The sequence below is a fragment of the Kitasatospora sp. NPDC002965 genome (assembly GCF_040611255.1).
Lineage (GTDB): Bacteria > Actinomycetota > Actinomycetes > Streptomycetales > Streptomycetaceae > Kitasatospora.
Map to the genome: position 1 here is coordinate 974 of NZ_JBEXNT010000128.1, position 25,837 is coordinate 26,810.

At 74.6% G+C, this 25,837-nt stretch carries 21 protein-coding genes; 17 read left to right on the top strand and 4 right to left on the bottom strand.

Annotated features, from left to right (window positions below; all coding sequences use genetic code 11):
• Both ABZY91_RS33735 and ABZY91_RS33740 read left to right on the top strand, forming a co-directional pair.
• Positions 1 to 1,088 (top strand): hypothetical protein (locus ABZY91_RS33735; RefSeq protein ID WP_355407015.1); only part of this gene is annotated, 1,088 nt, incomplete at its 5' end.
• Positions 980 to 1,849 carry a hypothetical protein gene (locus ABZY91_RS33740; protein WP_329874450.1) on the top strand — a complete coding sequence of 290 codons (870 nt, stop codon included), beginning with the start codon at positions 980 to 982 and terminating at the stop codon, positions 1,847 to 1,849. The genes ABZY91_RS33735 and ABZY91_RS33740, both read left to right, overlap by 109 nt.
• 104 nt (positions 1,850 to 1,953) lie before the next feature.
• On the opposite strand, the gene ABZY91_RS33745 is transcribed toward ABZY91_RS33740, so the two are convergent.
• Positions 1,954 to 3,324, bottom strand: coding sequence for a DUF1015 domain-containing protein (locus ABZY91_RS33745; protein ID WP_355406993.1), 1,371 nt, complete (start codon positions 3,322 to 3,324; stop codon positions 1,954 to 1,956).
• 93 nt (positions 3,325 to 3,417) lie between these two features.
• On the opposite strand from ABZY91_RS33745, the gene ABZY91_RS33750 reads away from it, so the two are divergent.
• On the top strand, positions 3,418 to 4,038 hold the full coding sequence (locus ABZY91_RS33750) for a tetratricopeptide repeat protein (protein ID WP_329948054.1): 621 nt from the start codon (positions 3,418 to 3,420) through the stop codon (positions 4,036 to 4,038).
• Between the two features lie 61 nt (positions 4,039 to 4,099).
• Positions 4,100 to 5,143, top strand: a complete 1,044-nt coding sequence (locus tag ABZY91_RS33755; protein ID WP_329948053.1) for an HAD-IIA family hydrolase — start codon at positions 4,100 to 4,102, stop codon at positions 5,141 to 5,143.
• Positions 5,144 to 5,209: 66 nt separating this feature from the next.
• Here the strand turns inward: ABZY91_RS33755 and ABZY91_RS33760 are convergent, their stop codons facing one another.
• A complete protein-coding gene (locus ABZY91_RS33760) occupies positions 5,210 to 5,557 on the bottom strand; it encodes an SCP2 sterol-binding domain-containing protein (RefSeq protein WP_355406995.1) in 348 nt (115 codons plus the stop codon).
• A gap of 165 nt (positions 5,558 to 5,722) precedes the next feature.
• Here ABZY91_RS33760 and ABZY91_RS33765 point away from each other — a divergent pair, with 165 nt between their 5' ends.
• The 4 genes from ABZY91_RS33765 to ABZY91_RS33780 all read left to right on the top strand — a co-directional run bounded on the left by ABZY91_RS33765 (position 5,723) and on the right by ABZY91_RS33780 (position 8,751).
• A complete protein-coding gene (locus tag ABZY91_RS33765; RefSeq protein ID WP_355406997.1) occupies positions 5,723 to 6,670 on the top strand; it encodes a hypothetical protein in 948 nt (315 codons plus the stop codon).
• Positions 6,663 to 6,908: a hypothetical protein gene (locus ABZY91_RS33770; RefSeq protein WP_329874431.1), complete on the top strand. Its 246-nt coding sequence runs from the start codon at positions 6,663 to 6,665 to the stop codon at positions 6,906 to 6,908. Before ABZY91_RS33765 ends, ABZY91_RS33770 begins: the two co-directional genes overlap by 8 nt.
• Positions 6,909 to 6,950: 42 nt before the next feature.
• Complete coding sequence (locus ABZY91_RS33775; RefSeq protein WP_329874448.1) at positions 6,951 to 7,757, top strand: TlyA family RNA methyltransferase; 807 nt, start codon at positions 6,951 to 6,953, stop codon at positions 7,755 to 7,757.
• 91 nt (positions 7,758 to 7,848) lie between these two features.
• A complete protein-coding gene (locus ABZY91_RS33780; protein WP_329874428.1) occupies positions 7,849 to 8,751 on the top strand; it encodes an NAD kinase in 903 nt (300 codons plus the stop codon).
• A 24-nt stretch (positions 8,752 to 8,775) separates the two neighbouring features.
• Here ABZY91_RS33780 and ABZY91_RS33785 read toward each other — a convergent pair whose 3' ends face one another.
• A complete protein-coding gene (locus ABZY91_RS33785; protein WP_355407001.1) occupies positions 8,776 to 10,359 on the bottom strand; it encodes a PLP-dependent aminotransferase family protein in 1,584 nt (527 codons plus the stop codon).
• Between the two features lie 322 nt (positions 10,360 to 10,681).
• Here ABZY91_RS33785 and ABZY91_RS33790 point away from each other — a divergent pair, with 322 nt between their 5' ends.
• The 3 genes from ABZY91_RS33790 (at position 10,682) to ABZY91_RS33800 (ending at position 14,548) form a co-directional block, all read left to right on the top strand.
• Positions 10,682 to 11,257 carry a hypothetical protein gene (locus tag ABZY91_RS33790; RefSeq protein ID WP_355407010.1) on the top strand — a complete coding sequence of 192 codons (576 nt, stop codon included), beginning with the start codon at positions 10,682 to 10,684 and terminating at the stop codon, positions 11,255 to 11,257.
• 106 nt (positions 11,258 to 11,363) lie between these two features.
• Positions 11,364 to 13,097: a DNA repair protein RecN gene (gene recN, locus ABZY91_RS33795; RefSeq protein WP_329874444.1), complete on the top strand. Its 1,734-nt coding sequence runs from the start codon at positions 11,364 to 11,366 to the stop codon at positions 13,095 to 13,097.
• A 269-nt stretch (positions 13,098 to 13,366) separates the two neighbouring features.
• Positions 13,367 to 14,548: a glycosyltransferase family 4 protein gene (locus ABZY91_RS33800; RefSeq protein ID WP_355407003.1), complete on the top strand. Its 1,182-nt coding sequence runs from the start codon at positions 13,367 to 13,369 to the stop codon at positions 14,546 to 14,548.
• Positions 14,549 to 14,646: 98 nt separating this feature from the next.
• On the opposite strand, the gene ABZY91_RS33805 is transcribed toward ABZY91_RS33800, so the two are convergent.
• Positions 14,647 to 16,650, bottom strand: coding sequence for a glycoside hydrolase family 15 protein (locus tag ABZY91_RS33805; RefSeq protein WP_355407005.1), 2,004 nt, complete (start codon positions 16,648 to 16,650; stop codon positions 14,647 to 14,649).
• Between the two features lie 777 nt (positions 16,651 to 17,427).
• On the opposite strand from ABZY91_RS33805, the gene ABZY91_RS33810 reads away from it, so the two are divergent.
• The 6 genes from ABZY91_RS33810 to ABZY91_RS33835 all read left to right on the top strand — a co-directional run.
• Positions 17,428 to 19,068 carry a CTP synthase gene (locus tag ABZY91_RS33810; RefSeq protein WP_329882796.1) on the top strand — a complete coding sequence of 547 codons (1,641 nt, stop codon included), beginning with the start codon at positions 17,428 to 17,430 and terminating at the stop codon, positions 19,066 to 19,068.
• Between the two features lie 124 nt (positions 19,069 to 19,192).
• A complete protein-coding gene (locus tag ABZY91_RS33815; protein WP_329882797.1) occupies positions 19,193 to 19,831 on the top strand; it encodes an NUDIX hydrolase in 639 nt (212 codons plus the stop codon).
• Positions 19,832 to 20,126: 295 nt separating this feature from the next.
• Positions 20,127 to 22,496: a tetratricopeptide repeat protein gene (locus tag ABZY91_RS33820; RefSeq protein WP_355407007.1), complete on the top strand. Its 2,370-nt coding sequence runs from the start codon at positions 20,127 to 20,129 to the stop codon at positions 22,494 to 22,496.
• A gap of 261 nt (positions 22,497 to 22,757) precedes the next feature.
• Positions 22,758 to 23,873, top strand: a complete 1,116-nt coding sequence (ald, locus tag ABZY91_RS33825) for an alanine dehydrogenase (RefSeq protein ID WP_329882799.1) — start codon at positions 22,758 to 22,760, stop codon at positions 23,871 to 23,873.
• A gap of 511 nt (positions 23,874 to 24,384) precedes the next feature.
• Entirely contained in the window at positions 24,385 to 25,452 is a 1,068-nt protein-coding gene (locus ABZY91_RS33830) for a ParA family protein (RefSeq protein WP_329882832.1), read from the top strand.
• Positions 25,453 to 25,493: 41 nt separating this feature from the next.
• The coding region (locus ABZY91_RS33835; RefSeq protein ID WP_355407013.1) for a hypothetical protein at positions 25,494 to 25,837 on the top strand (344 nt) is incomplete at its 3' end.

Genomic DNA, 25,837 nt, shown 5'->3' on the forward strand with positions numbered 1-25,837 from the left:
TCGCGATGACCGTCCGTCCGGTGGTTTCGGTCGTGACCGTGACGACCGTGGTGGTAGCGGTGGCGGCTTCCGTGGCCGTGACGACCGCCCGTCCGGTGGTAGCAGTGGCGGTTACCGTGGCCGCGACGACCGTCCGTCCGGCGGTAGCGGCGGTGGGTTCCGTCGCGATGACCGTCCGTCCGGTGGTTTCGGTCGTGACCGTGACGACCGTGGTGGTAGCGGTGGCGGCTTCCGTGGCCGTGACGACCGCCCGTCCGGCGGCAGTGGCGGCGGTTACCGTGGCCGCGACGACCGCCCCTCGGGTGGTTTCGGTCGTGACCGTGACGACCGTGGTGGCAGTGGCGGCGGCTACCGTGGCCGCGACGACCGCCCGTCCGGTGGCTTCGGCCGTGACCGCGACGACCGTGGCGGCTTCCGTCGTGACGACCGCCCCTCCGGCGGCTTTGGTCGTGACCGCGACGACCGCTCGTCGGGTGGCAGTGGCGGTGGGTTCCGTCGTGACGACCGTCCGTCCGGTGGTTTCGGTCGTGACCGCGACGACCGCCCGTCGGGTGGCAGTGGCGGCGGCTTCCGTCGTGACGACCGTCCGTCCGGTGGTTTCGGTCGTGACCGCGACGACCGCCCGTCCGGTGGCGACCGCGGTGGCTTCCGTCGTGACGACCGCCCCTCCGGCGGCAGCAGCGGTGGCTTCCGTCGTGACGACCGCCCCTCGGGCTTCCGTCGTGACGACCGTGACGACCGTCCGCGTCGTGACGACCGCCCGTCCGGTGGGTTCGGCCGGGACGACCGTGGTGGCGACCGCGGCGGTTACCGTGGCCGCGACGACCGCCCCTCGGGTGGTAGCGGCGGCGGCTTCCGTGGCCGCGACGACCGCGGTGGCGACCGGGGTGGCTACCGTGGCCGCGACGACCGCCCGTCCGGCGGCGGCTACGGCCGTGACCAGGACGACCGCCGCGGCAACTACGAGCCCGTCAAGCGCCTGCCGATCCCGGAGGACGTCACCGGCTTCGAGCTGGACGGGGACGTCCGCCAGGAGCTCAAGAGCCTGCCCAAGACGCTCGCCGACGATGTCGCCCGCAACCTGGTGATGGTCGCCCGCCTGCTCGACAGCGAGCCGGAGGAGGCCTACCAGTACTCGCGCGTCGCGCTGCGGCTCGCCTCCCGCGTCCCCGCCGTCCGTGAGGCCGCCGGTTTCGCCTCGTACATGACCCAGCGTTACTCGGAGGCGCTGACCGAGTTCCGCGCCGCCCGCCGGATGACCGGCCGTGCCGACCTGTGGCCGGTGATGGCGGACTGCGAGCGCGGTCTGGGCCGCCCGGAGCGGGCGCTGGCGATGGCCGGCGAGCCCGAGGTCAAGCAGCTGGACAAGGCCGGCCAGGTCGAGATGCGTCTGGTCTCGGCCGGTGCGCGCAGTGACATGGGGCAGTTCGACGCCGCCGTCGTCACCCTGCAGAGCCCGGAGCTGGCCTCCAGCGCCGTGCACCCGTGGACCGCGCGACTGCGGTACGCGTACGCCGAGGCGCTGATCGCGGCCGACCGTGCCGACGAGGCCCGCGACTGGTTCGTCAAGGCGACCGAGGCCGACACCGAGGGTTCGACCAACGCCGCCGAGCGTCTGGCCGAGATCGACGGCCTGGAGTTCGTGGACGCGCTCGACCCGGAGCTGGCGGACGACGACGAGCCGGCCGACAAGCCCGTGGCGAAGGCCAAGAGCAGCGGCGGTTCGACGGACGAGCGCGAGATCTTCGAGGACGAGGAGGACGTCGAGGAGTTCTACGACGACGACGACCTCGAGATCGACGAGGACTTCGACGGCGTCGTGCCGGAGCGGGCCGAGGACGCCAAGTAGTCGGCAGCGGATGCCGTAGGACCGAGTGAGGCCCTGCCGCACCCCGGGATTTCCCGGAGTGCGGCAGGGCCTCACTGCTTTCCGGTGACTTCCGCTCCCGGGGCTCAGCCCAGTTCGAGGTTGCGCAGGACCAGCCCGGTGGCCGGTTTCGGGCCGAAGGACGTGGACTTGCGGGGCATGGTGACGCCCTGCTCGGCGAGCCGGCGGACCACGCTCTCGCGCACCGGGTGCAGCAGCACGGCGGTACCGCCGCTGCGGGCGGCCTCGCGTTCGGCGGCAGTGGCGGTGTGCAGGTAGCCGATGTCGTCCGGCCCGTCGGGGACCCGCCAGGTGTGGTCGAGCAGGGTGGCGTGCAGGACGGTCGCGTCCAGGTGGCGCCACTCCTCGGGCTTGTCCTGCGGCACGGTGGCGTCGAGCAGGGCCTCGTCGGGCTCGCCGACCAGCCAGTAGACGCCGTCCCCGCCGGTGAGCACGAAGCCGCTGCCGCCGTGTTGCTTCTGCTCGGCCAGGGCCTGCAGCGCGGTGTCGAGCGGGCCGGGGATCTCCTTGACCTGCCACTGGTCGCCGAGCTTCTCCAGGGCCTCGGTCACCGGAAGGCGGTACAGCACCCGGTGGATCGCCCGGACCCGCAGGGGGTAGCGGGCGGTGTCGACCAGCAGGACCAGGCCGCGGTCCCAGGGGCTGCGCGGGAGGTGGCGGTGCTCGCGCTGGAGCCGCAGGTACATCTCCCAGCGGTGGTGGCCGTCGGCGATCAGCGCCCGGCAGGTGGCCAGGTCGCGGGTGATCTCGGCGATCTCGGCGGGGTCGGTGACGGCCCAGAGCCGGTGGTGGGTGCCGTCGGAGGTGGTCGTGGTGAGCACGGGGCCGCCCAGGACGGCCCGTTCGACCACGCCTGCCGCCCGGCCGTCGCCGCGGTAGGTGAGCAGCAGCGGTTCGAGGTTGGCCCGGGTGGTGCGCATCAGCCCGACGCGGTCGGCGACCGGGCGGGGCATCACGTCCTCGTGCGGGAGGACCACGCCGGCCTCGCTGCCGCTCACCGCGAGGGCGCCGATCAGGCCGCGCTGCAGCAGCTCGGGGGTGTCGTCGCCGGCGGGTACCCGCTGCTCGTAGACGTAGAGCGCCGGCTCGGGGTCGGCGGCCAGGACGCCCTCGCGTTGCCACTCGCGCAGCAGCCGGGCGGCGTGCCGGTAGCGGGTGTCGCGGTCGGGGCGGTCCCCGGTGTCGTCGGGCTCGGGTCTCGGCAGGATCAGCCGGACCACGTTGTGCGGGTCGGCGGTCTCCAGGTCGAGCCGGCGGCCGGGGTCGACGACGTCGTACGGCGGTGAGGTCACGGCGGCCAGTGCGCCGACCCGGTCGGGGTCGTACCTCAGGCCGCGGAAGGGGGACAGGGACAGACCGGCGGTGGCGACGTGTCCGGGATTGCCGGGGCCGCCCTGCGGAGACTCCGCTCCGCTTTCTGCACTGGGTGAGCTCATTCTGGGCATCGTAATCGGGTACGCGTTGTTCAGAGATCGGAACACCCGTGCCGGTCCGGTGGGCGGGTGTCGTGACCGAGGGCGAGGTTCGGTGTGAACGATCGCAACGAGCGGATCGACGGGGCCGCCGGAGGCGGGGGCCTGCCGGAGCAGCAGGGGCGGCCGGGGGAGCCGGCCGGGGACGTCTACGAGTGGTTCCGCCGGGGCGGGAAGCTCCTCGCACAGGGCAACCCGGCGGCGGCCGAGCAGTTGCTGACCCGGGCGGCCGCCGCGGAGCCGGGCTCGCGCAGCATCCGGGAGATGCTGGCCCGGGCGCAGTTCGACGCCGGGTCGTACGCGGCGGCGCTGGAGAACTTCCGGGCCGTGGCCCTGGCCGATCCCTCGGACGACTACGCTCAGTTCGGCTGGGGGGTGGCGGCGGCGAGGCTCGGGGACTTCGAGACCTCCGCCGAGCACCTCTCGCTGGCCGTGGCGATGCGGCCGGACACCGACCACTACCGGGCCGCACTGCGGCAGACCCGGGCGACCCTGGCCGCCCGGGCCGGGGCGTTCGGCCCGCTGGTGCCGGGGGCGCCGGGCTATCTGGAGCCGCCGCGCGGCTCCGACGGCCCGTCGGAGCCCGCGGAGGCGGCCGGTAACCGGGCCTCCGCGCAGGAGCCGGGAACCAGGGAGAGCCGGGAACCGACCGATGAGCGGGACCGGCGTGCCGAGTGAGTCCGGTGTGACGCGCCCGACCGACGAGTACGACCGACGCGATGAGTGAGGTAGAGCAGGCATGACCGAGACGGCCACCACCGTACGACGGAGCGCCCCGGGCGGCAGCGAGCTGCCCTTGACCGAGGCGTACGACACGGCACTGCTGGACCTCGACGGTGTGGTGTACGCCGGACCGAACGCGATCGACCACGCCGTGGACTCGCTGGCGGTCGCCCGGGAGACGGGGATGCGGTTGGCGTACGTGACCAACAACGCGTCCCGTCCGCCCCGGGTGGTGGCGGCGCACCTGACCGAGCTGGGGGTGCCGGCCGAACCGGAGGACGTGATCAACTCCGCCCAGGCGGCGGCCCGGGTGCTCGCGGAGAAGCTGCCGGCCGGGGCGAAGGTCCTGCTGGTGGGCGGTCTGGGGCTGGAGGAGGCGTTGGCCGAGCGTGGCCTGCTGGCCGTCCGGACGCTGGCGGAGGAGCCGCAGGCGGTCGTCCAGGGCTTCGACGCCTCGGTGGGCTGGACGCACCTGGCGGAGGCCTCGTACGCGGTGCAGTCCGGGCTGCCGTGGGTGGCGTCCAACACGGACGTCACGGTGCCGACCGCGCGCGGGATCGCGCCGGGCAACGGGATGCTGGTCGCGGCGGTGCGTGCGGCGACCGGTGTGGAGCCGGAGGTGGCGGGCAAGCCGCTGCCGCCGATGCACCGGGAGACGGTGCTGCGGACGGGCGCGAAGCGGCCGTTGGTGGTCGGGGACCGGCTGGACACCGACATCGAGGGCGCCTTCAACGGCGGGGTGGACAGCCTGCTGGTGTTCACGGGGGTGACCACGGCCGGGCAGCTGCTGGCGGCGCCGGTCGAGCACCGGCCGACCTACCTGGCGGAGGACCTGCGCGGGCTGCTGACCGCGCATGCGCCGGTGGACGCGGTGGCCGGCGGCGGTTTCGGCTGCGGCGGCTGGGTCGCGGTGGCCGAGGACGGCGTGCTGCGTCTGGAAGGCGACGGGGCGGACCGCTGGGACGGGCTGCGGGCGCTCTGCGCGGCGGCGTGGACGGCGCTGGACGCGGCCGGCGAGCCGGTGGACGGGCGGAAGGCGCTGGCCGAGCTGGGGTTCTGAGCCGGTGCCCGCCGGGTCCGGACCGCAGCGTCGGTCCGGACCCGGTCGGACCCGGTCCGGCCGGGGTCAGAGCAGGGTGCGCAGCCGCAGGAGGTCGCGGAAGCCGGCCTCCAGCTTGATCCGGCCGCCCGCCCAGGCGGAGGCGAAACCGAGGCGTCCGCCGACCACCGCGACCAGGTCGTCGCTCGACATGGTGAGTCGTATGTCGGCTCTTTCGGTGGGGGCTCCGGGCGCGTGCCCGAGGTCCTGGATGCTGCCGTCGCGCAGCCGGCCGGTGAAGGTCAGGTCGAGGTCGGTGATCCGGCAGCTCAGCGAGCGGTCCAGTTCGGCGGCCTTGCGGACGTCGCCGTTGGACTTGGCGATGTTCCGGCTGAGCTGTTCGAGCGCCTCGCGGCACTCCTCGGCGTTGGCCATGGCGGCGGGTCCACTCCCCTGTACGGGCCGTGCTCGGCGGCGGGTGACTGGCGGCCACGGTACCGCAGGAGGGTTTTGGCGGTAGCGTCGTGGGTGGGATGCCCGGATTCGCCCGGGCACCGACGGCGTCGACGCGATGCGTGCAGGCGAATGGGAGGCACCCGGATGCTGCCGAAGACGGTGCGAGAAGCGGTGGAGGCCGCCGCCGTACTGGTGGAGGAGGTCGGCAAGCGGGTCCTCGGGACGGCGGCCGGTCTGCTGGAGAAGGGCGGGATCGACGTCACCGACGTGGAGCGCCGGCTGAACGAGCAGTTCCCGCCGTCGGCGCGGTCCCTGCAGACGCTGGCGGGCGAGGCGGTGACCGCCGGGCGGGCCGGGGTGGACCTGGCGGTCGGCGTGGCGCGCGGCGAGGTGGAGAAGGTCTTCGAGAGGGTCGGCGACCAGGTGACCAAGGTCGGTGTCGTGCTGGCCTACCTGGAGAGCAAGCTGCGCGAGGTCGAGGAGGACGGCGGGCCCCGGCCGGCCGAGCCCGGACCGGCGCCAGCGCCCCGGGCCGGCGGGCTGTTCGAGAACGGTTGGGAGGAGGAGCCTCCGGGCGCGGGTGTCGCGGCTGCGGCGGACGGGTCGGCGACGTCCGAGCGGATAGAGGTCGACGAGCCGGTGGAGGTCGACCCGCCGGTGCCGCCGAACGGGACGGCGGTTGCGGGGCCGTCGGCCGGGGGCGCGGCGGAGAAGCCGGCTCAGGGTGCGGCGGGGAAGACCGCGGCCGGAGCGTCCGCGGCCGACCGGAGCACGGTGGAGAAGCCCGCCGTGACGAGGGCGACCGCGAAGAAGGCCGCCGCCAAGAAGGCGGCGGCGAAGAAGACGGCGGCCGGGCCGGTCACGGCGGCCGGTGCCGGTACCGGGGACGCGGACGGGAAGCCCGCTGCGAAGAAGGCCGCCGCCAAGAAGACCCCGGTGAAGAAGACGGCGGTCAAGAAGACCGCGACCGCGAGGAAGGCGCCGCCGCGGGAGGCGAAGCAGCCCACCGGGCAGGAGCCGCCCGTCAAGCGGACCGCGACGAGGAAGACCACCGTCCGCCGGACCACCACCACGAAGAAGCCCGATGCCTGAGCCCGGCCCCGACCCCGTCCACGGCTCGGTGCCCGCGTCCGGGCCCTCGCCTGCGCTGCTCGCCGAGGAGCCGCTGCCGCTCGGCGTCGAGCTGACCCCCACCGGCCATCCGGCGGTGGACGCCGGCACGGCCCGGCTGGAGGCGTTGGACGGGGTGCCGACCGACGCGCACGTCCCGGTGTACGAAGATGTTCACCAGCGGCTCGCCGACACGCTGGCCGCCCTCGACCGGGACTGACCGGGCAACGAACCACCTGTAGGAGCTGAAACACCAGTGGCAGTGGCACGACGCCGACTCGACGCGGAGCTGGTCCGCCGCAAGCTGGCCCGGTCGCGGGAGCACGCCTCCGAGCTGATCGCGGCCGGCCGGGTGACCATCGGCGGCAGCACCGCGACCAAGCCGGCCACGCAGGTGGAGACCTCGGCGGCGGTCGTGGTGGCCGAGGACGAGAACGATCCCGACTACGTCTCGCGCGGCGGCCACAAGCTCGCCGGGGCGTTCGCGGCGTTCGTGCCGCAGGGCCTGGTCGTCGAGGGCCGGCGTGCGCTGGACGCGGGCGCGTCCACCGGCGGCTTCACCGACGTGCTGCTGCGGGCCGGTGCCGCCCACGTGCTGGCGGTGGACGTCGGCTACGGACAGCTGGCCTGGTCGCTGCAGAGCGACGAGCGGGTCACCGTGATGGACCGCACCAACGTGCGCGAGCTGACCCCGGAGCTGATCGGCGGCACCCCGGTCGACCTGGTGGTCGGCGACCTCTCCTTCATCTCGCTGGGCCTGGTGCTGCCGGCCCTGGCGGGCTGCGCCGCCGCGGACGCGGACCTGGTGCTGATGGTCAAGCCGCAGTTCGAGATCGGCAAGGAGCGCCTCGGCAGCGGCGGGGTGGTGCGCAGCCCGCAGCTGCGCGCCGAGATGGTGCGCCAGGTCGCCGGGCAGGCGTGGGCCCAGGGGCTGGGCGTGCGGGCGGTCACCGCGAGTCCGCTGCCCGGCCCGTCCGGAAATGTCGAGTACTTCCTCTGGCTGCGCCGGGACGCGCCGCAGCTGGACCCGGCGGAGGCGGACCGGGCCGTCGCCGAAGGCCCCCGATAGGCTGCTCTGCGGACGTCCGGTCCGTCATGCTGGGTGGCGCGGCCGTACCGGGCCGAGGGCGGCCCGGCGGCGTAGGGAGAGGGCAGCGGGCATGAGTGACGAACGTACGGTGTTCTTGATCGCGCACACCGGCCGCGAGACGGCGTTGCGCAGTGTCGAGGGCCTGGTGCACGGCCTGCTGAAGGCGGGGATCCGGATCAGGCTGCTGGCCGCCGAGGCGGTCGACCTGGACCTTCCGGACGGCGTGGAGCGGGTGGCCGGGGGGCCCGGCGCGGCGGACGGCTGCGAGCTGATCCTGGTCGCGGGCGGGGACGGTACGCTGCTGCGCGGCGCGGAGCTGGCGCGCGAGCACGGGTTGCCGATGCTCGGCATCAACCTGGGCCGGGTGGGCTTCCTCGCGGAGGCGGAGCGGGACGACCTGGCGGTGGTGGTCGAGCGGGTGGTGGACGCCGACTACGAGGTCGAGGAGCGGATGACGCTCGACGTGATCGTCCGGACCAACGGCGATGTGGTGCACCACGACTGGGCGTTGAACGAGGCGTCGATCGAGAAGGCGGCCCGGGAGCGGATGCTGGAGGTGGTGACCGAGGTGGACGGCCGCCCGGTCTCCAACTTCGGTTGCGACGGGGTGGTCTGTGCGACCCCGACCGGTTCGACCGCGTACGCGTTCTCCGGTGGCGGGCCGGTGGTCTGGCCGGAGGTGGAGGCGCTGCTGATGGTGCCGATCAGTGCGCACGCGCTGTTCGCCCGTCCGCTGGTGACCTCGCCGGACTCGGTGCTGGCGGTGGAGGTGCAGCCCAAGACGCCGCACGGGGTGCTCTGGTGCGACGGCCGGCGTTCCGTGGAACTGCCGGCCGGCGCCCGGGTGGAGGTCCGTCGCGGGCAGACGCCGGTGCGGCTGGCCAGGCTGCACCGGGCGCCGTTCACCGATCGACTGGTGGCCAAGTTCGCCCTCCCGGTGACGGGTTGGCGCGGCCGGGCCGACACCGGCTGACGGTCCGGCTGGTCCGAGGGGGCGTCAGACCGCCAGGGGGTGGCTCTCGTCGGCGCCGTGCCAGCGACCGCCGTCGGCGGCCCGGGCGGCGACGGCGGCGAGCCGTCGTACGGCGTCGGGCACGGCGGCGGCCGGCACGGTGAGCGGGATCCGGATGTGGTGCTCGAAGGCCCCGTCGGAGCCGAACCGGTTGCCGGCCGCGATCCGGACGCCGCCGTGCTCGCCGGCCCGGGCCAGGGCCGCGCCGGAGAGCGTGCCGGTGGAGACCCAGAACGCCAGGCCGCCGGGCGGGACGGCGAACCGCCACTGCGGCAGGTGCTCGCCCAGCGCGGTGGTGAGTGCCTCGGCGGTGTCCCGCAGCCGGGTCAGCTGGTGGGCGCGGACGGCCGGCAGCTGCTGCTCGCCGAGCAGCTCGGCGGCGATCAGCTGCTCCAGCACGGGGGCGCCGACGTCGCTGTAGACGCGCTCGGTGGCCAGCCGGCGGATCATCGCGGGCGCGGCCCGCACCCAGCCGATCCGCAGGCCGCCCCAGAGCAGCTTGCCGGCCGAGCCGACCGTGACCACCTGGGCGGAGCGGTCCAGTGCGGCGGTCGGGCGGGGCACGCCGGTTCCCTCGGGGACGCCCCAGCCGAGTTCGGCGGTGGTCTCGTCGACCAGGACCACCGTGCCGGCGGTCCTGGCGGCGGCCAGCAGTGCGCGCCGCTGCTCCTCGCCGACCAGGGCGCCGGTCGGGTTGTGGAAGTCCGGGATCACGTACGCGACCCGGGGCGCGGCGCCGCTCAGCACCCGGCGCCACTCGGCGAGGTCCCACTCCGGCCGCGGTGACCCGCCCGGTCGGCCCCGGAGGATCCCGCCCGGCGCGGCCCGGTCCGGTGTCCGCGCGGCTCCGCGGCGGGGTGCGCCCGACCAGGCGTAGGGCACGGGGACCAGGCGGGCCTCGTTGATCCGCAGCGCCTGGAGGGTGTGCGCGTAGCTGGGCGCCTCCACGGCGACCCGGTCGCCGCGGCCGATCAGCACCCGCTGCACCAGGTGCAGGGCGCCCATCGCGCCGATGGTGATCAGGATCTGGTCGGGGGTGGTCGGCAGTCCGCGCTCGGTGTAGCGGCGGGCCACCGCCTCGCGCAGGACCGGGACGCCGGTGGGGTAGTGGCCGTGCCCGGCGGCGTACGCGGGCAGCTGCTCGACGGCCCGCGCGGCGGCCTCGGAGAGGAAGGGCTGCGGGGCGGGCAGGGCGGCCACCCCGAGGTCCAGGGTGCGGCCCTGCTCGTCCGGCGGCACCGGGTGCAGGGCGTCGCTGGGCGGTGCCGCGCCTTCGGGCAGGGCGGTCCAGCTGCCGGAGCCGCGCCGGCTGTGCAGGTAGCCCTCGGACCGCAGGGCCTCGTACGCGGTGGCGACGGTGGTGCGGCTGAGCTGCAGGGCGAGGGCCAGCTCGCGTTCGGCCGGCAGCCGGGCGCCGACCGGGAGGCGGCCCTCGGAGACCAGGAGCCGGACCTGGCCGGCGAGCGTCCGGTACGCGGGCCGGCGGGCGGCGGCCGGTTCGGGCAGCCGGGCGGTGGCCAGCAGCCGGGCGAGTGCCGGGGGAGTGACGGTGGTCTGCCAGTCGGCCATGGCTCATCAGTCCACTTGCTCGTGATTGGCCCTGGAGCGGGCGCTATTGGCCTGGCCATCATGACAGGGCGGCCATCGAGTCCGCCACCGCCGGGGCGGCACCCCCGGACGTGCAGCACCACCCGCCGGAGATTCCATGGCCACCACGACCACGCCCCCGACCACCACGCCCCCGACCACCACGCCCCCGACCGCGACGCCCCCGACCGCGACGGCCGCCCCGGAACGACCCGGGCTCGCCGTCCGGGTGCTCGGCGACACCCACGCGCTCGGCCGGCGCCTCCCACAGCTCCTTGTCGGCCTGGTGCTCTACGGCGCCAGCATGGGCCTGATGCTCCGCTCCGGGCTCGGCCTCGACCCCTGGGACGTCTTCCACCAGGGCCTGCAACGCACCGTCGGCCTCTCCGTCGGCGCCTGGGTCACCATCTGCGGCGCGCTGGTGCTGCTGCTCTGGATCCCGATGCGCCAGCTCCCCGGCGTCGGCACGGTCGCCAACGTGCTGGTCATCGGTGCCGCCATGGACCTCACCCTGCGCGTCGCCGGCAGCCCCGGCCCGCTCGCGGCCCGGATCGCACTGATGGTCGGCGCGATCGTCCTCAACGGCCTCGCCACCGGCCTCTACATCGGTGCCCGGCTCGGCCCGGGCCCGCGCGACGGTCTGATGACCGGCCTGCACCGGCGTACCGGCCGCTCGCTGCGGCTGCTTCGCACCGGGATCGAACTGACCGTGCTGGCCGCAGGACTCCTGCTGGGCGGCACCGCCGGCGTCGGCACCGTCGCGTACGCGCTGGCCATCGGCCCACTCGCGCAGTTCTTCCTGCCCTGGTGCACCGTGCCGACCGCCGCCGGGTCCGCCGCGCGTGTCGCGCCGGGAAACGCCACCCAAACCCCCACGTAAACGCCCTGGAACGGATGAACTTCCGGGCATCGAGTTGCCGCGCGTCGTTGTCGCTCGTCGCGCACCGGGTGCGGAACCTCGTAAGGTCGTCTCCGTGTTGGACGAGATGCGGATACGGGATCTTGGGGTCATCGACGACGCGGTGGTCGAACTCGCCCCCGGCTTCACCGCCGTGACCGGCGAGACCGGCGCCGGAAAGACCATGGTGGTGACCAGCCTCGGCCTGCTGCTCGGCGGTCGCGCCGACCCGGGCCTGGTGCGCAACGGCGCCGGGCGCGCGGTCGTCGAGGGCCGCCTCGAACTGCCCGAGGGCTCCCCGGCGGCGGCCCGGGCCCTGGAGGCCGGCGCGGAACTCGACGACGGCGCGCTGCTGATCAGCCGGACCGTCTCCGCGGAGGGCCGCTCCCGCGCCTTCGTCGGGGGCCGGGCCGTCCCGGTCGGCCTGCTCGCCGAGATCGGCGAGGACCTGATCGCGGTGCACGGCCAGACCGACCAGCAGCGGCTGCTCCGCCCGGCCCGCCAGCGCGGCGCCCTGGACCGGTACGCCGGCGGGACCGTCGCCGAGCCGCTGGCCCGCTACCGCGAGGTCTACCGGCGGCTGCGCGAGGTCTCCGCGACCCTGGAGGAGCTGACCACCCGGGCCCGCGAGCGCGCCCAGGAGGCCGATCTGCTCCGCTTCGGGCTGGACGAGGTCGCTGCCGCCGAACCGGTCGCCGGGGAGGACGCGGAGCTGTCCGCCGAGGCCGAGCGGCTCGGCCACGCCGATGCGCTCTCCTCCGCCGCCACCCTCGCGCACGCCTCGCTGGCCGGCGACCCGGCCGACCCGGAGGCGCTGGACGCCGGCACGCTGGTCGCCCAGGCCCGCCGCGCCCTGGACGCCGTCCGCCACCACGACGAGCGGCTCGCCGCCCTCGCCGACCGGCTCGACGAGGTCGGCTACCTGCTCGCCGACGTGGCCGGCGACCTGGCCGGCTACGCCGACGACCTGGACGCCGACCCCGTCCGGTTGGCGGGTGTCGAGGACCGCCGGGCCGTCCTGGCCCAGCTGCTGCGCAAGTACGGCGGCCCGGAGAACTCCCTGGCCGAGGTACTCGTCTGGGCCGAGGCCGGCGCCGGCCGGCTCGCCGAGCTCGACGGCGACGACGACCGCATCGACGAGCTCGGCGCCCAGGAGACCGCGCTGCGCGCCGAGCTCGCCGACCTCGCGACCGAGGTCTCGGCCGCCCGCCAGGCCGCCGCCGGCCGCTTCGCCGGGGCCGTCTCCGCGGAACTCGCCGAACTCGCCATGCCGCACGCCCGGGTGACCTTCGCGATCAGCCAGGTCGACGACCTGTCCGGGATCGAGGTCGAGGGCCGGACGGTCGCCTACGGCCCGCACGGCGTGGACGAGGTCGAGGTGCTGCTCGCCCCGCACCCGGGCGCCCAGGCGCGTCCGATCGCCAAGGGCGCCTCCGGCGGTGAGCTCTCCCGGGTGATGCTCGCCGTCGAGGTGGTCTTCGCCGGGGCCGACCCCGTCCCCACCTACCTCTTCGACGAGGTGGACGCGGGCGTCGGCGGCAAGGCGGCGGTCGAGATCGGCCGCCGGCTCGCCAAGCTGGCCGAGAGCGCGCAGGTCGTCGTGGTCACCCACCTGCCGCAGGTGGCGGCCTTCGCCGATCGCCACCTGGTGGTCGAGAAGACCAACGACGGCACGGTGACCCGCAGCGGCGTCAAGGTGCTGAGCGACGAGGAACGGGTGCGCGAGCTCTCCCGGATGCTGGCCGGCCTGGAGGACTCCGAGCTCGGCCGGGCGCACGCCGAGGAACTGCTGGCCGCCGCCCGGGCTCCCCGCCCCCGCTAGACCGACCCGCCGGACGGCCCCCGCCGCCCCGCCGTTCCCGTGCCCCGCCACCCCCGGGAGACGGTCCGGCGGGGCGGCGGGGCTCCCCGGACGGGCCGGTCCGACGGCGGGCCCGCGCGGGCCCGCCACGACGCGCCCCACCGGGGGCGCCGACTGTCCAAGAGGGCCGCCGACCTGGCATGGTGGCGGCTGGACACTGGCCTTCCAGTCCCGAGCGCCGCAGGCGGGAAACCCTCGCCGCAGGCGCCCGTACCTGATCGAGTAGTCGGATGCGAGACGACGTGGACCATTCCGCCGCCCGGGCCACCGCGGCCAGCCCCGAACGGGGGCAGCTGCAGGTGGTGCTCGTCCTGGCCGCCAGTACCGGCGGCATCGGTGCGCACGTGCGCTCCCTGGCACAGGGCCTGGTCGCGCACGGAGTGACCGTCACGGTGTGCGCCCCCGCCGGCACGGACGCGCTGTTCGGCTTCTCCCGAACCGGCGCCAGGTTCCACCTGGTCGACATCACCCCCACCGCGGGCGCCCGCAGTGACGCCAACGCGATCGGCGAACTGCGCCGTGCCTTCACCGGCGCCGACGTGGTGCACGCCCACGGCCTGCGGGCCGCGCTCCTCTCCGACCTCGCGCTGCGCACCGCCGGCCGCTTCCCGGGCCTGCGCCCGGAGACGCCGCTGGTGGTCACCTCGCACCACGCGCTGCTGGCCACCGGCATGGAGCGGCGGCTCCAGCGGCTGATGGAACGCCGGGTGGCGCGCGCCGCCGACCTCGTCCTCGGCGCCTCCTCCGACCTGGTGGCCCGGGCCCGCGAGCTGGGCGCCACCGACGCCCGGCTCGGCCCGGTCGCCGCCCCGCCGGCCCCCGACGTCCGGCTGGAGAGGGCCGCCGTCCGGACGGAGCTGCTCGGCGGCGGTCCGGACCGTCCGCTGGTCCTCGCGGTCGGCCGGCTCGCCCCGCAGAAGGCCTTCGGGCTGCTGCTGGACGCCACCCGCGAGTTCGCCGCGCTGGACCCCGAGCCGCTGGTCCTGCTCGCCGGTGACGGCCCGGAGGCCGCCGGGCTGCGGGAGCGGACGGCCGCCGAGAAGCTGCCGGTCCGCCTGCTCGGACACCGCACCGACGTCCCCGACCTGTTGGCCGCCGCCGACGCGCTGGTGGTCTCCAGCCGCTGGGAGGCCCGCTCGCTGGTGGTGCAGGAGGCGATGCGGGCCGGTGTGCCGGTGGTCGCCACCGCCGTCGGCGGCATCCCCGAGCTGGTCGGCGACGCCGCGGTGCTGGTCCCGCCCGGCGATCCGGTCGCGCTCGGCCGGGCCGTGCGCGAGCTACTGGCCGACCCGGCGCGCCGCGCGCGGCTGGCGGCGGCCGGCCGGCAGCAGGCGGAGACCTGGCCGGACGAGGCCGCCACCGTGGCGCAGGTCCTCAGCACCTACGACGAACTGGTCCAGGGCCACCACTGAGCCCTGCCGGGCACCACCGGGCTGCCGGGCACCGGGCGCCACCGCGCACCGGTGCCGCCCGCCCGGGGGACGGGCCCGCGGCCCCCGGGCACGCCGGCTCAGACGGTGGCCTGCTCGGCCGCCCGGTCGGCGGCGGAGCCGTCCGGCTGGGCGGAGAGGTAGGCGCCGCCGCAGGCGGTCAGCCGTAGTGCGGTGTCGATCAGCGGGACGTGGCTGAACGCCTGCGGGAAGTTGCCGACCTGGCGCTTGAGCCGCGGGTCCCACTCCTCGGCGAGCAGCCCGAGGTCGTTGCGCAGCGAGAGCAGCTTGTCGAACAGCTCGCGGGCCTCCTGCACCCGGCCGATCATCGCCAGGTCGTCGGCCAGCCAGAACGAGCAGGCCAGGAAGGCGCCCTCGTGCCCGGAGAGGCCGTCGACGTTGTTGCCGCTCTCGTCGTGGGTCGGGTAGCGCAGGACGAAGCCGTCCTCGGTGGACAGTTCGCGCTGGATCGCCTCGATCGTCCCGATCACCCGCTTGTCGTCCGGCGGCAGGAACCCGACCTGCGGGATCAGCAGCAGCGAGGCGTCCAGCTCCTTGCCGCCGTAGTACTGGGTGAAGGTGTTGCGGCCCGGGTCGTAGCCCTTGTCGCAGACGTCCCGGTGGATGGTGTCGCGCAGCTCCCGCCAGCGCTCCAGGTGGCCGTCGGCGGGCGCGTCCTCGGGGTTCTGCTCCAGCAGCTTGATGGTGCGGTCCACCGCCACCCAGGCCATCACCTTGGAGTGGACGAAGTGCCGGCGCGGGCCGCGGACCTCCCAGATGCCCTCGTCGGGCTCGGTCCAGTGGTCCTCCAGATACTCGATCAGGCGCAGCTGGAGGTGGTGGGCGTGGTCGTTGCGGACCAGTCCGGTCATGTGGGCCAGGTGCAGCGCCTCGACGACCTCGCCGTAGACGTCCAGCTGGAGCTGACCGGCCGCGCCGTTGCCGACCCGGACCGGCTGGGACCCCTCGTAGCCGGGCAGCCAGTCGAGGGAGGACTCGGTGAGCTCGCGCTCGCCGGCGATGCCGTACATGATCTGCAGGTTCTCCGGGTCCCCGGCGACCGCGCGCAGCAGCCACTCGCGCCAGGCCTTCGCCTCGTCCCGGTAGCCGGTGCGCAGCAGGGAGGAGAGGGTGATCGCGGCGTCCCGCAGCCAGGTGTAGCGGTAGTCCCAGTTCCGCTCGCCGCCGATGTCCTCGGGCAGTGAGGTGGTGGGGGCCGCGACGATGCCGCCGGTCGGGGCGTAGGTGAGGCCCTTGAGGGTGATCAGCGAGCGGACCACGGCCTCCCGGTAGGGGCCCTGGTAGGTGCACTGGCCGGCCCAGTCGTGCCAGAAGTCGGCGGTCGCGTCGAGCAGCTCCTCGGCGGCGGGCGCGGTCGGGGGCTCCAGGTGGGAGGCCTGCCAGGTGAGGGCGAAGGCGATCCGCTCGCCGGCCGAGACGGTGAAGTCGGCGTAGGTGGTGAGGTTGCGGCCGTAGGTGTCGGCCTCGCCGTCCAGCCAGACCGAGTCGGGGCCGGCCACGGCGACCGTGCGGTGGTTGCCGTCGGGCTGCTCGACCCGGTGCACCCAGGGGACGACCCGGCCGTAGCTGAACCGCATCCGGACCGCCGAGCGCATCCGGACGGTGCCGGTCACGCCCTCGACGATCCGGATCACCTGGGGGACGGCGTCCTTGCCGGCCAGCGGGCGCGGGGGCATGAAGTCGATCACCCGGACGGTGCCGCCCTGGGAGTCCCACTCCTGTTCCAGGATCAGCGAGTCGCCCCGGTAGCGGCGGCGGTCGGCGGGCACCGCCGGGGCGGCGGCGGTCGGCGGCGGCACGCGCAGGTCACTGGTGTCGGTGAGCTTGAGTCGTGCGGCGGCGGCCGGGGCCGGATCGGCGGCCGGGGAGGGCAGCCCGGTGGCCACCGCCTCCGCGGGGCCGATTCGCCAGAAGCCGTGTTCGTCGGTGCCGAGCAGGCCGGCGAAGACCGCCGGCGAGTCGAACCGGGGGAGGCAGAGCCAGTCCACCGCTCCGTCCCTGCTGACCAGGGCGGCGGTCTGCATGTCCCCGATGAGTGCGTAGTCCTCGATACGGCCGGCCACGTGGATCTCCAGTTCGCAATGTGGTCACGACGCATCGGCGATCCGAGGGGGAGCCAGCGGTTCTGCGGGGCCGGAGGCCACCCCGGGACGTCCGGCCCTCCGTGGGGTGGTGGGGGGCCTTGCTGGAGTGTCCGCGAAGGCTCGGTCGAGCCTCTGGGTGGGTGGGTGGGAGCAGAATACGGGGAGGTCCGGTCGCGCATCGGGGACCGAGAGGCGTCCTGACCCTCCCACGCCCTCCGCGTGCTCGTGTTGTCGGCGATGCGTCCGAGCAGCTTACGACGGACGAAAGGGGCGAAGCACGCGGGCGCCGCCCGGTGTGGCGCCGCAATTCGGCGGAAATACCGCGCATCGTGGGTGCGCCCGCCAGGATGGCCCGGAAGGATCAGCTCCGGATGGTTCGAACAGGGGGGCCGCCGATGGCCTGGCCGAGCGGTCCCGAGTGACCCGCCCGGGCCGGTGGTGCGACAGGTGTGACGGCTGCGCCGGGTGGTGCGCCGGTGGTGCGCCAGGCGTGCGCCCCCGGAGCGCCGTGGGGGCGTCTCCGGCGGGCCGGAAAGCACTCGGCCCGGGTCACTGTTACCCTGGTATCCCGTGGACCGGTGGGATCAAACGCCCCGGACCAGCCGAACCGACGACCCCCCGGGCGCCGTGCACCGCACCGCCCTCGTCGTCGCCAGGCGACCCGCGAGCCTCCCACCACGTCACGTCCGACTCGCGACCCACGGGAGCCCCCTCTTGGCACAGCCCCATTCCGGCAAGGCATCGAACAGCCGCGCCGTGACGACCAAGCACCTCTTCGTCACCGGGGGTGTCGCCTCGTCACTCGGCAAGGGCCTCACCGCCTCCAGCCTCGGTGCCCTGCTCAAGGCCCGTGGCCTGCGTGTCACGATGCAGAAGCTCGACCCGTACCTCAACGTGGACCCGGGCACCATGAACCCGTTCCAGCACGGTGAGGTCTTCGTCACCGACGACGGCGCCGAGACCGACCTCGACATCGGCCACTACGAGCGGTTCCTCGACACGAACCTGCACGGCTCGGCCAACGTCACCACCGGCCAGGTCTACTCCACGGTCATCGCCAAGGAGCGCCGCGGCGAGTACCTGGGCGACACCGTCCAGGTGATCCCGCACATCACCAACGAGATCAAGTCCCGGATCCGCCGCATGGCGACCGAGGACGTCGACGTGGTGATCACCGAGGTCGGCGGCACCGTCGGCGACATCGAGTCGCTGCCGTTCCTGGAGGCCGTCCGCCAGGTCCGCCACGAGGTCGGCCGGGACAACGTCTTCTTCGTCCACGTCTCCCTGCTCCCCTACATCGGCCCCTCGGGCGAGCTGAAGACCAAGCCGACCCAGCACTCGGTCGCGGCCCTGCGCAACATCGGCATCCAGCCGGACGCCATCGTGCTCCGGGCCGACCGCGAGGTCCCGCAGGCGATCAAGCGCAAGATCTCGCTGATGTGCGACGTCGACGAGGAGGCCGTGGTCGCCGCGATCGACGCCAAGTCGATCTACGACATCCCCAAGGTCCTGCACGGCGAGGGCCTGGACGCGTACGTGGTGCGCCGCCTCGACCTGGCGTTCCGCGACGTGGACTGGACCACCTGGGACGACCTGCTGCGCCGCGTCCACGAGCCGCAGCACATCGTCAGGGTCGCCCTGGTCGGCAAGTACATCGACCTGCCGGACGCCTACCTGTCGGTGACCGAGGCGCTGCGCGCCGGCGGCTTCGCCAACAACGCCCGCGTCGAGATCAAGTGGGTCACCTCCGACGACTGCACCACGCCGGAGGGCGCCCAGGAGCAGCTCGGCGACGTGGACGCGATCTGCATCCCCGGTGGCTTCGGCGACCGCGGGGTGGACGGCAAGGTCGCCGCGATCACCTACGCCCGCGAGAACCGGATCCCGCTGCTCGGCCTCTGCCTGGGCCTGCAGTGCGTGGTCATCGAGGCCGCCCGCAACCTGGCCGGCCTGCCCGACGCCAACTCCACCGAGTTCGACTCCGCCGCCAAGTACCCGGTCGTCTCCACCATGGCCGAGCAGCTGGCCATCGTCGACGGCAAGGGCGACCTGGGCGGCACCATGCGCCTGGGCCTCTACCCGGCCAAGCTCGCCGAGGGCTCCATCGTCCGTGAGGTCTACGGCGGCGAGCAGTACGTCGAGGAGCGCCACCGCCACCGCTACGAGGTCAACAACGCCTACCGGGCGGACCTGGAGAAGACCGGCCTGCAGTTCTCCGGCCTCTCCCCGAAGGGCGACCTGGTCGAGTACGTCGAGTACCCGCGCGAGGTGCACCCCTACCTGGTGGCCACCCAGGCCCACCCGGAGCTCAAGTCCCGCCCGACCCGCCCGCACCCGCTCTTCGCGGGTCTGGTGAAGGCCGCGATCGAGATCAAGACGGCCCCCGCCGCCGAGTAGCCACTCGGACGGCAGGCACGCGCCAGCCCGGCATTCGGCTGTTCACCGGACGGCGGCCCCGCATTCCCGCGGGGCCGCCGTCCGGCGTTAGATTGTGTCGTACTGACGAAAAGGGGAGACCGTGATGGACGACCGCAGCATCGCCGACGTGGCCGAGGAGTGGGAGGTCCGGGGGAGCACCACCCCGTTCCAGGGCCGGGTCACCGGCGTGCGCACCGAGGAGGTCCGGATGCCCGACGGCAGCTGGGCCCGCCGTGACTACCAGACCCACCCCGGCTCGGTCTCCGTCCTCGCCCTGGACGACCGGCAGCGGGTCCTCGTCCTGCGCCAGTACCGCCACCCCGTCCGCCAGCGGCTCTGGGAGCTCCCGGCCGGCCTGCTGGACGTCCCCGGCGAGAACCCGCTGCACGCCGCCCAGCGCGAACTCTACGAGGAGGCGCACTGCAAGGCCGACACCTGGCGGGTGCTGGTCGACTTCTACACCTCGCCCGGCGGAACGGACGAGGCACTGCGCCTCTTCCTCGCCACGGACCTCTCCGAGGCCGACGGCGAGCGCTACCAGGCGCACGGGGAGGAACTGGAGCTGGAGTCCGCCCGGGTGCCGGTCGCCGAACTGGTCCGGCTGATCCACGCGGGCGAACTGCACAACCCCACCCTGATCACCGGCACCCTGGCGCTGTCCGCGGCGCTGCACGCCCCGGGCGGCCTGGACGCGCTGCGCCCGGCCGACTCGCCCTGGCCGGCCAGGCCGTTCCGGGACTGAACCCCGGGAAGGCGTGACGCCACTCCGGGACCGGCGCCGTTCCGGGGCCGGTCCCGGAGTGGCCGGCTCCCCGGTACGGGTGTCCTTTCCCCGGACCGGGGAGCGCCCTTTTCCCGGACCGGCGGGTGCTCCGGGGCCGGCCCGGCACCGCGGGTTGATCCGCAGGGGTGATTTACCGGTTCGTACGACCGGATGTCACCCCGGTCGGGCCGGGCGGTCGAACTACGCTTCGCAGACAGGGCGCCCGTCCCGGGCCGCCTCCGCTGAGCGCTGGGTGACGTCGGGAGTGGCACGGGTGGCGAGGAAGACGGCGACGATGGAGGCCGGGCCCGGCGCGCCCGCCGAACGCGTTCCCGGGCTGGACCGGCTGCCCGCCGGCCCCGCCCTGTTCGTCGGCCGGCGCGCCGAGCTGGCCGCGCTCCGGGCCGCCGCCGGCCGACCGGCCGAGGGCCGCAGCCCCGTCCTGGTCGTGGCCGGCCGCCCCGGCTCCGGGCGGACGGCGCTGGCCGTCCGGTTCGCCGTCACCGTCGCCCCCGGATACCCCGACGGGGTGCTGTTCGCCCGCCTCTCCGCACCCGACGGCGGCCGGGTGCCGCCCGCCCGTGCCGCACGCCGGCTGCTGGAGCAGCTCGGCGCGGACACCGCCGGCGTCCCGCTGCCCGGTGCCGTCGAGGACGGCCGCGACGAGCCCGCCTGCGTCGCGCTGCGCGAGGCGCTGGCCGGTCGGCGCGTCCTGCTGCTGCTCGACGACGTCCGGGACGCCGGGCAGCTCTGGCCGCTGCTCGCCGACGAGCCCGGCTGCCTCGTCCTGGCCACCACCGCCGGGCCGCTCACCGGGATCGAGGACATCGACCCGGTCATTCTCGGCGGGCTCGACCGGTCGGCGGCGGGCGAGCTGCTGGGTGACCTGGTGGGCGGGACCAGGATCGGCTGCGACCCGGTCGGCGGGGCCGATCTGGCGGAGGCCTGCGCCTCCCGGCCGGCGGCGCTGCGGCTGATGGCGGGATGGCTGCGCGGCAGCCCCGAGCTGGCCGTGACGGACGCGGCGCAGGAGCTGGTGCGGGCGGTCGCGGAGGCGGACGCGCGGGAGACGGCCCGGGAGACGGCGCGGGGCGGGGCGCGCGGGGACGTGCGGGGCGGGGCGCCGGCGGGGACGAACGCGGGTCCGGGCGGGGGCGACGGGCAGCGGGGGAGCCCCGGGGCGGCCGGGACGGCGGGCGTGGCGGGCGGGCCGGAGAAGGGCGGCGGGGCGAAGCCGCAGAAGCAGCCGAAGGGCGCGAAGCCGGGACAGCCAGGGCAGGCGGCGCAGTCGTCGCAGGCGGCGCAGCCGCGGTCGGACGGGGTGGAGAGGCAGGGGAGAGCGGGCGGGGCGGGCGGGGCGGGAGGGCCCGGAGAGGCGGAGGGTGCGGACCGGGGGCGCCGGGCCGAACGGAAGCGCGGTGAGGGCCGGTCCGGCCCTGCCGCAGGGCCCACTGCCGGGCCTGCAGCCGGGCCCGCTGCCTCGGGGCCGGTCGCCGGACCTGCGGCCCCGGCGGATCCGGCGCGTGATCCGGCGGCCTGGGTGAAGCCCGGTCCCGAGCCCGCCGAACCCGTCCCGGTCCCGGACAACGACCCGCTGATCGGCGCGTTCACCCTGACCTACGCCACCCTGCCCGCCGCCCAGGCCCGGATGCTGCGCGCGCTCACCCTGGCGCCCGCCCAGTGCGCGGACCCGCGTACGGCCTCCGCCCTGGTCGGCTGCCCGGCGCCGGAGGCCGCCGTGACGCTGGCCGCGCTCGCCGAACGGGAGCTGCTGACCGAGGAGCCCCCGGCCGCCGACGGCACCGCCCGCTACCGGGTGCCCGGCCGGCTCTACCCGCGGCTGGTCCGGCTGCGGGAGCAGGAGGACCGCCCGGCCGAGACCGAGCTGGCCCGTGCCCGGCTGCTGGAGCGGCTGGTCCGCCTCACCGAGTCGGCCCGGGCGCTCCTCGACCCGGCCGGCGGCAGCGGACCCGACCCGCTGCCCGGTCCGCTGCGGCTGACGTCCGCCGCCCACGCCCGGCAGTGGCTGCTCGGCGAGCGGGACCTGCTGCTCGGCGCCGTCGCCGACGCGATCGGCCAGGGCGACCTGGACGGCTCGGCCGGTCGGCTGGTCACCGCCCTGTTGCGGGCGCTCCCGCTGACCGGCGCGGCCGCGCCCGCCGATCTCCACCAGCTGCACGAGCTGGTCCTGACCGTGGCCGAGCGGCACGGCCGGCCCCGCCGGGCCTCCGCCGCGCTGCTCAACCTGGGCGACCTGCAGGCCGCCGCCGGTGGCTGGGAGCAGGCCGCCGGGCACTACCGGGCCGCTCTGGAGCACGCCCGAGCCGCCGACGACGAGGCGCTCTGTGCCAGGGCCCTGGAGGGCGCGGCCGGTTGCCACCGGGCGCTCGGGGACGCGGTGCGCGCCGCCGACTGGTACGGCCGGGCGCTGGGCGTCCGGCAGTCCATGGGCGATCAGGCCGCCGAGGCCCGGTTGCTCGCCCGGGTGGCCGAGGCGCACACCGCCCAGCGCCGTTTCGAGGAGGCCGAGCGGGAGTACCGGGCGTCGCTCTCGGTGCTGCGGAGGCTGGGCGACGAGCAGGGTCGCGAGGCCGTCGGAGCCGCCCTCGCGGAGCTGCGGGAACGACTCGTCGCCGGGTGGTGATGGGCGCTTTCGGAGTATTGTCGAACATGCCCGGTTGGCGTTGCTTCGGCAGGAAGATCGTCATGGAAGCCTACGAACCTGCCAATGTGTCCGGCAAATTTATTCACTTTGGAAGGCTGACACGTCGCCTGGGCTTCATTACACTCGGACCTAGTCGCGCAGACAGCTGTGCCCCGGTGTCTTCCGGAGGCTTCCCCACGTGCGCGTCGCCCGCCGGTCTTCTCCGGTAGGGACCCCCAGGGCAAGAGGACGTGTTTAGCCGTGAAGGTCGGCATCCCCCGCGAGGTCAAGAACCACGAGTACCGCGTGGCCATCACGCCCGCCGGCGTGCATGAGCTGGTCCGCAACGGACACGAGGTCTACATCGAGGACAACGCCGGTCTCGGCTCCTCGATCCCGAACGAGGAGTACGTGGCCGCCGGCGCCACCATCCTCCCCACCGCCGACGAGGTGTGGGCCACCGCCGACCTGCTGCTGAAGGTCAAGGAGCCCATCGCGCAGGAGTACCACCGCCTGCGCAAGGGCCAGACGGTCTTCACGTACCTCCACCTGGCTGCCGACCGCGCCGGTACCGACGCGCTGATCGCCTCCGGCACCACCGCCATCGCGTACGAGACCGTGCAGCTCGCCAACGGCGCCCTCCCGCTGCTCGCCCCGATGTCCGAGGTCGCGGGTCGTCTGGCCCCGCAGGTCGGTTCGTACCACCTGATGCGCCCGGCCGGCGGCCGTGGCACCCTCCCCGGCGGCGTGCCCGGCACCCACCCGGCCAAGGCCGTCGTCATCGGCGGTGGCGTCTCCGGCTGGCACGCGGCCACCATCGCCATCGGCATGGGCTACGACGTGACCCTGCTCGACCGCGACATCAACAAGCTGCGCGAGGCGGACAAGGTCTTCGGCACGAAGATCAAGGCCATCATGTCCAACTCCTTCGAGCTGGAGAAGGCGGTGCTCGACGCCGACCTGGTCATCGGCGCCGTGCTGATCCCGGGCGCCAAGGCCCCGAAGCTCGTCACCAACGAGCTGGTCTCCCGCATGAAGCCGGGCTCCGTGCTCGTCGACATCGCCATCGACCAGGGCGGCTGCTTCGAGGACTCGCACGCGACCACCCACGCCGAGCCGACCTTCCCGGTCCACAACTCGGTCTTCTACTGCGTGGCCAACATGCCGGGCGCCGTCCCGAACACCTCCACCTACGCGCTGACCAACGCGACGCTGCCGTACGTCGTCGAGCTGGCCAACCGTGGCTGGAAGGACGCGCTGCGCCGCGACGCCGCGCTGGCCAAGGGCCTGAACGTGCACGAGGGCCAGATCACCTTCGGCGCCGTCGCCGAGGCCTTCGGCCTGGAGTCCGTCTCCCTGGAGAGCGTGCTCGCCTGAGGCTGAACATCCGGCCTCTCTGAACGGGCAGCCGCCCGCACGGCGGCCCGTCGGCCCCCGACCCGCTCCCCTCGGGCCGGGGGCTTCGCCATGCCTGCGAACAGGCGTGCCGACGGGGCCCCGGCAGGCCCGTGAACGAGGGGTGAACCCGGTGGTGACGGCGGGCGCGGCGCGGGCGGGTCGCTCTGTCGTCAATTTCCGTCGGTCGCGTCACCCGACCGCAGAAACGTTAGGGTCAAGGGCTCGCACATCCCTTGACAGAGGGTCGCCTGATAGTCGACACATCCTGCCCACTACCGTGGATTGTGTTGCTGCGAACGCCTTGAACGGCCTAGAGTCGCAAACCGTCGGCATGCTGCCACGCTGACGAATCGACATAGAGTCCTGGATACCCAAGGAGGTAAGACGACTTGTGAATGAGTCGACATTTGCTCCCGGGGGTGGTCAGCCAGGACTGGCGGAGCACATCGCCGGCCAGCCGCGTGAGGAGTCCGGGGCCCGGCAGGCCACCGTGGGCTCGGCCGAGGTCGGCTCGGTCGCACTCCGTACCTTCGAAGCACGCCAGAACACAGCACAGGTGACCACGGTGACCGACTACGACGTCGACCTGCCGGCCCACGGCCTGGCCTACGGAGAGTTCGCCTACGGCGCCTACGACGACCCCGACGCCGAGTACGAACCGGACCCGGAGTACGCCGCCACGCTCGCCCCCGACGCCGCGCGTCAGCGCCGTGAGCGGGTCGGCCCGACCGGGCGCCCGCTGCCGTACTTCCCGATCCCCGCGCCGGTGGCCGAGCACGGTCCCGCGCAGATCATCGCGATGTGCAACCAGAAGGGCGGCGTCGGCAAGACCACGTCGACCATCAACCTGGGCGCGGCGCTCGCCGAGTACGGCCGCCGTGTGCTGCTCGTCGACTTCGACCCGCAGGGCGCCCTCTCGGTCGGCCTCGGTGTCAACCCGATGGAGCTCGACGTCACCGTCTACAACCTGCTCATGGAGCGGGGCCTGACGGCCGATGACGTGCTGCTGAAGACCGCGGTGCCCGGCATGGACCTGCTGCCGTCGAACATCGACCTCTCCGCCGCCGAGGTGCAGCTGGTCAGCGAGGTGGCCCGGGAGTCCGCGCTGGCGCGCGCCCTGAAGCCGCTGCTGCCCGACTACGACTTCGTCATCATCGACTGCCAGCCCTCGCTGGGTCTGCTGACGGTCAATGCGCTGACGGCCGCTCACAGCGTGATCGTCCCGCTGGAGTGCGAGTTCTTCGCGCTGCGCGGCGTCGCGCTGCTCACCGAGACCATCGAGAAGGTCTGCGAGCGGCTCAACCCCGAGCTCCGCCTGGACGGCATCCTCGCCACCATGTACGACTCGCGCACCGTGCACAGCCGTGAGGTGCTGGCGCGCGTCGTCGAGGCGTTCGGCGAGCACGTCTTCCACACCGTCATCGGGCGGACCGTCCGTTTTCCGGAGACCACCGTCGCCGGCGAGCCGATCACGACGTACGCGACCAACTCGGTCGGTGCCGCCGCCTACCGCCAGCTCGCCAGGGAGGTGCTCGACCGGTGCCGCCCCGCCGAGTGAGTCTCCCGGGTGCCGACGAGCTGTTCCGGACCACGGGCGGGATGGCGCTGTCGCCGTCCCTCGCGTCGCGTTCGGCCGCCGAGGCGCCCCGACCGGAGACCGCCAGGGCGGTCAACGGCACCGTCGACGCGGACGGTGCCGAGGGCGCCGAGGGCGCGGGCGGTGCGGAGTACGCGGAGGGCGGTGGCGAGGCCGCGGGCGGTGGCGCCGGCGGTGACGGCGGCGCGGCCGGGGAGCCGGGCGAGCACCGGCGGGCCGTGCGCCGGCCAACCGGCGCGGCGGGCACGGTGCCCGCGCCCGCGCAGCCGGGCGGCCAGGGCGGCGTAGGACAGGGCGTCGGCGGGCCGGGTGCCGGTGCCGGCGGTACGCAGGGCGTCGGCGGGCA

Bases quoted from the DNA above. Each gene is read 5' to 3' on its own strand.
- ABZY91_RS33800 (WP_355407003.1), top strand. From the start codon at position 13,367: ATGCGAGACGACGTGGACCATTCCGCCGCCCGGGCCACCGCGGCCAGC.
- ABZY91_RS33780 (WP_329874428.1), top strand. From the start codon at position 7,849: ATGAGTGACGAACGTACGGTGTTCTTGATCGCGCACACCGGCCGCGAG.
- ABZY91_RS33760 (WP_355406995.1), bottom strand. From the start codon at position 5,557: ATGGCCAACGCCGAGGAGTGCCGCGAGGCGCTCGAACAGCTCAGCCGG.
- ABZY91_RS33815 (WP_329882797.1), top strand. From the start codon at position 19,193: ATGGACGACCGCAGCATCGCCGACGTGGCCGAGGAGTGGGAGGTCCGG.
- recN (WP_329874444.1), top strand. From the start codon at position 11,364: ATGCGGATACGGGATCTTGGGGTCATCGACGACGCGGTGGTCGAACTC.
- ABZY91_RS33790 (WP_355407010.1), top strand. From the start codon at position 10,682: ATGGGCCTGATGCTCCGCTCCGGGCTCGGCCTCGACCCCTGGGACGTC.
- ABZY91_RS33745 (WP_355406993.1), bottom strand. From the start codon at position 3,324: ATGAGCTCACCCAGTGCAGAAAGCGGAGCGGAGTCTCCGCAGGGCGGC.
- ABZY91_RS33765 (WP_355406997.1), top strand. From the start codon at position 5,723: ATGCTGCCGAAGACGGTGCGAGAAGCGGTGGAGGCCGCCGCCGTACTG.
- ABZY91_RS33755 (WP_329948053.1), top strand. From the start codon at position 4,100: ATGACCGAGACGGCCACCACCGTACGACGGAGCGCCCCGGGCGGCAGC.
- ABZY91_RS33785 (WP_355407001.1), bottom strand. From the start codon at position 10,359: ATGGCCGACTGGCAGACCACCGTCACTCCCCCGGCACTCGCCCGGCTG.
- ABZY91_RS33770 (WP_329874431.1), top strand. From the start codon at position 6,663: ATGCCTGAGCCCGGCCCCGACCCCGTCCACGGCTCGGTGCCCGCGTCC.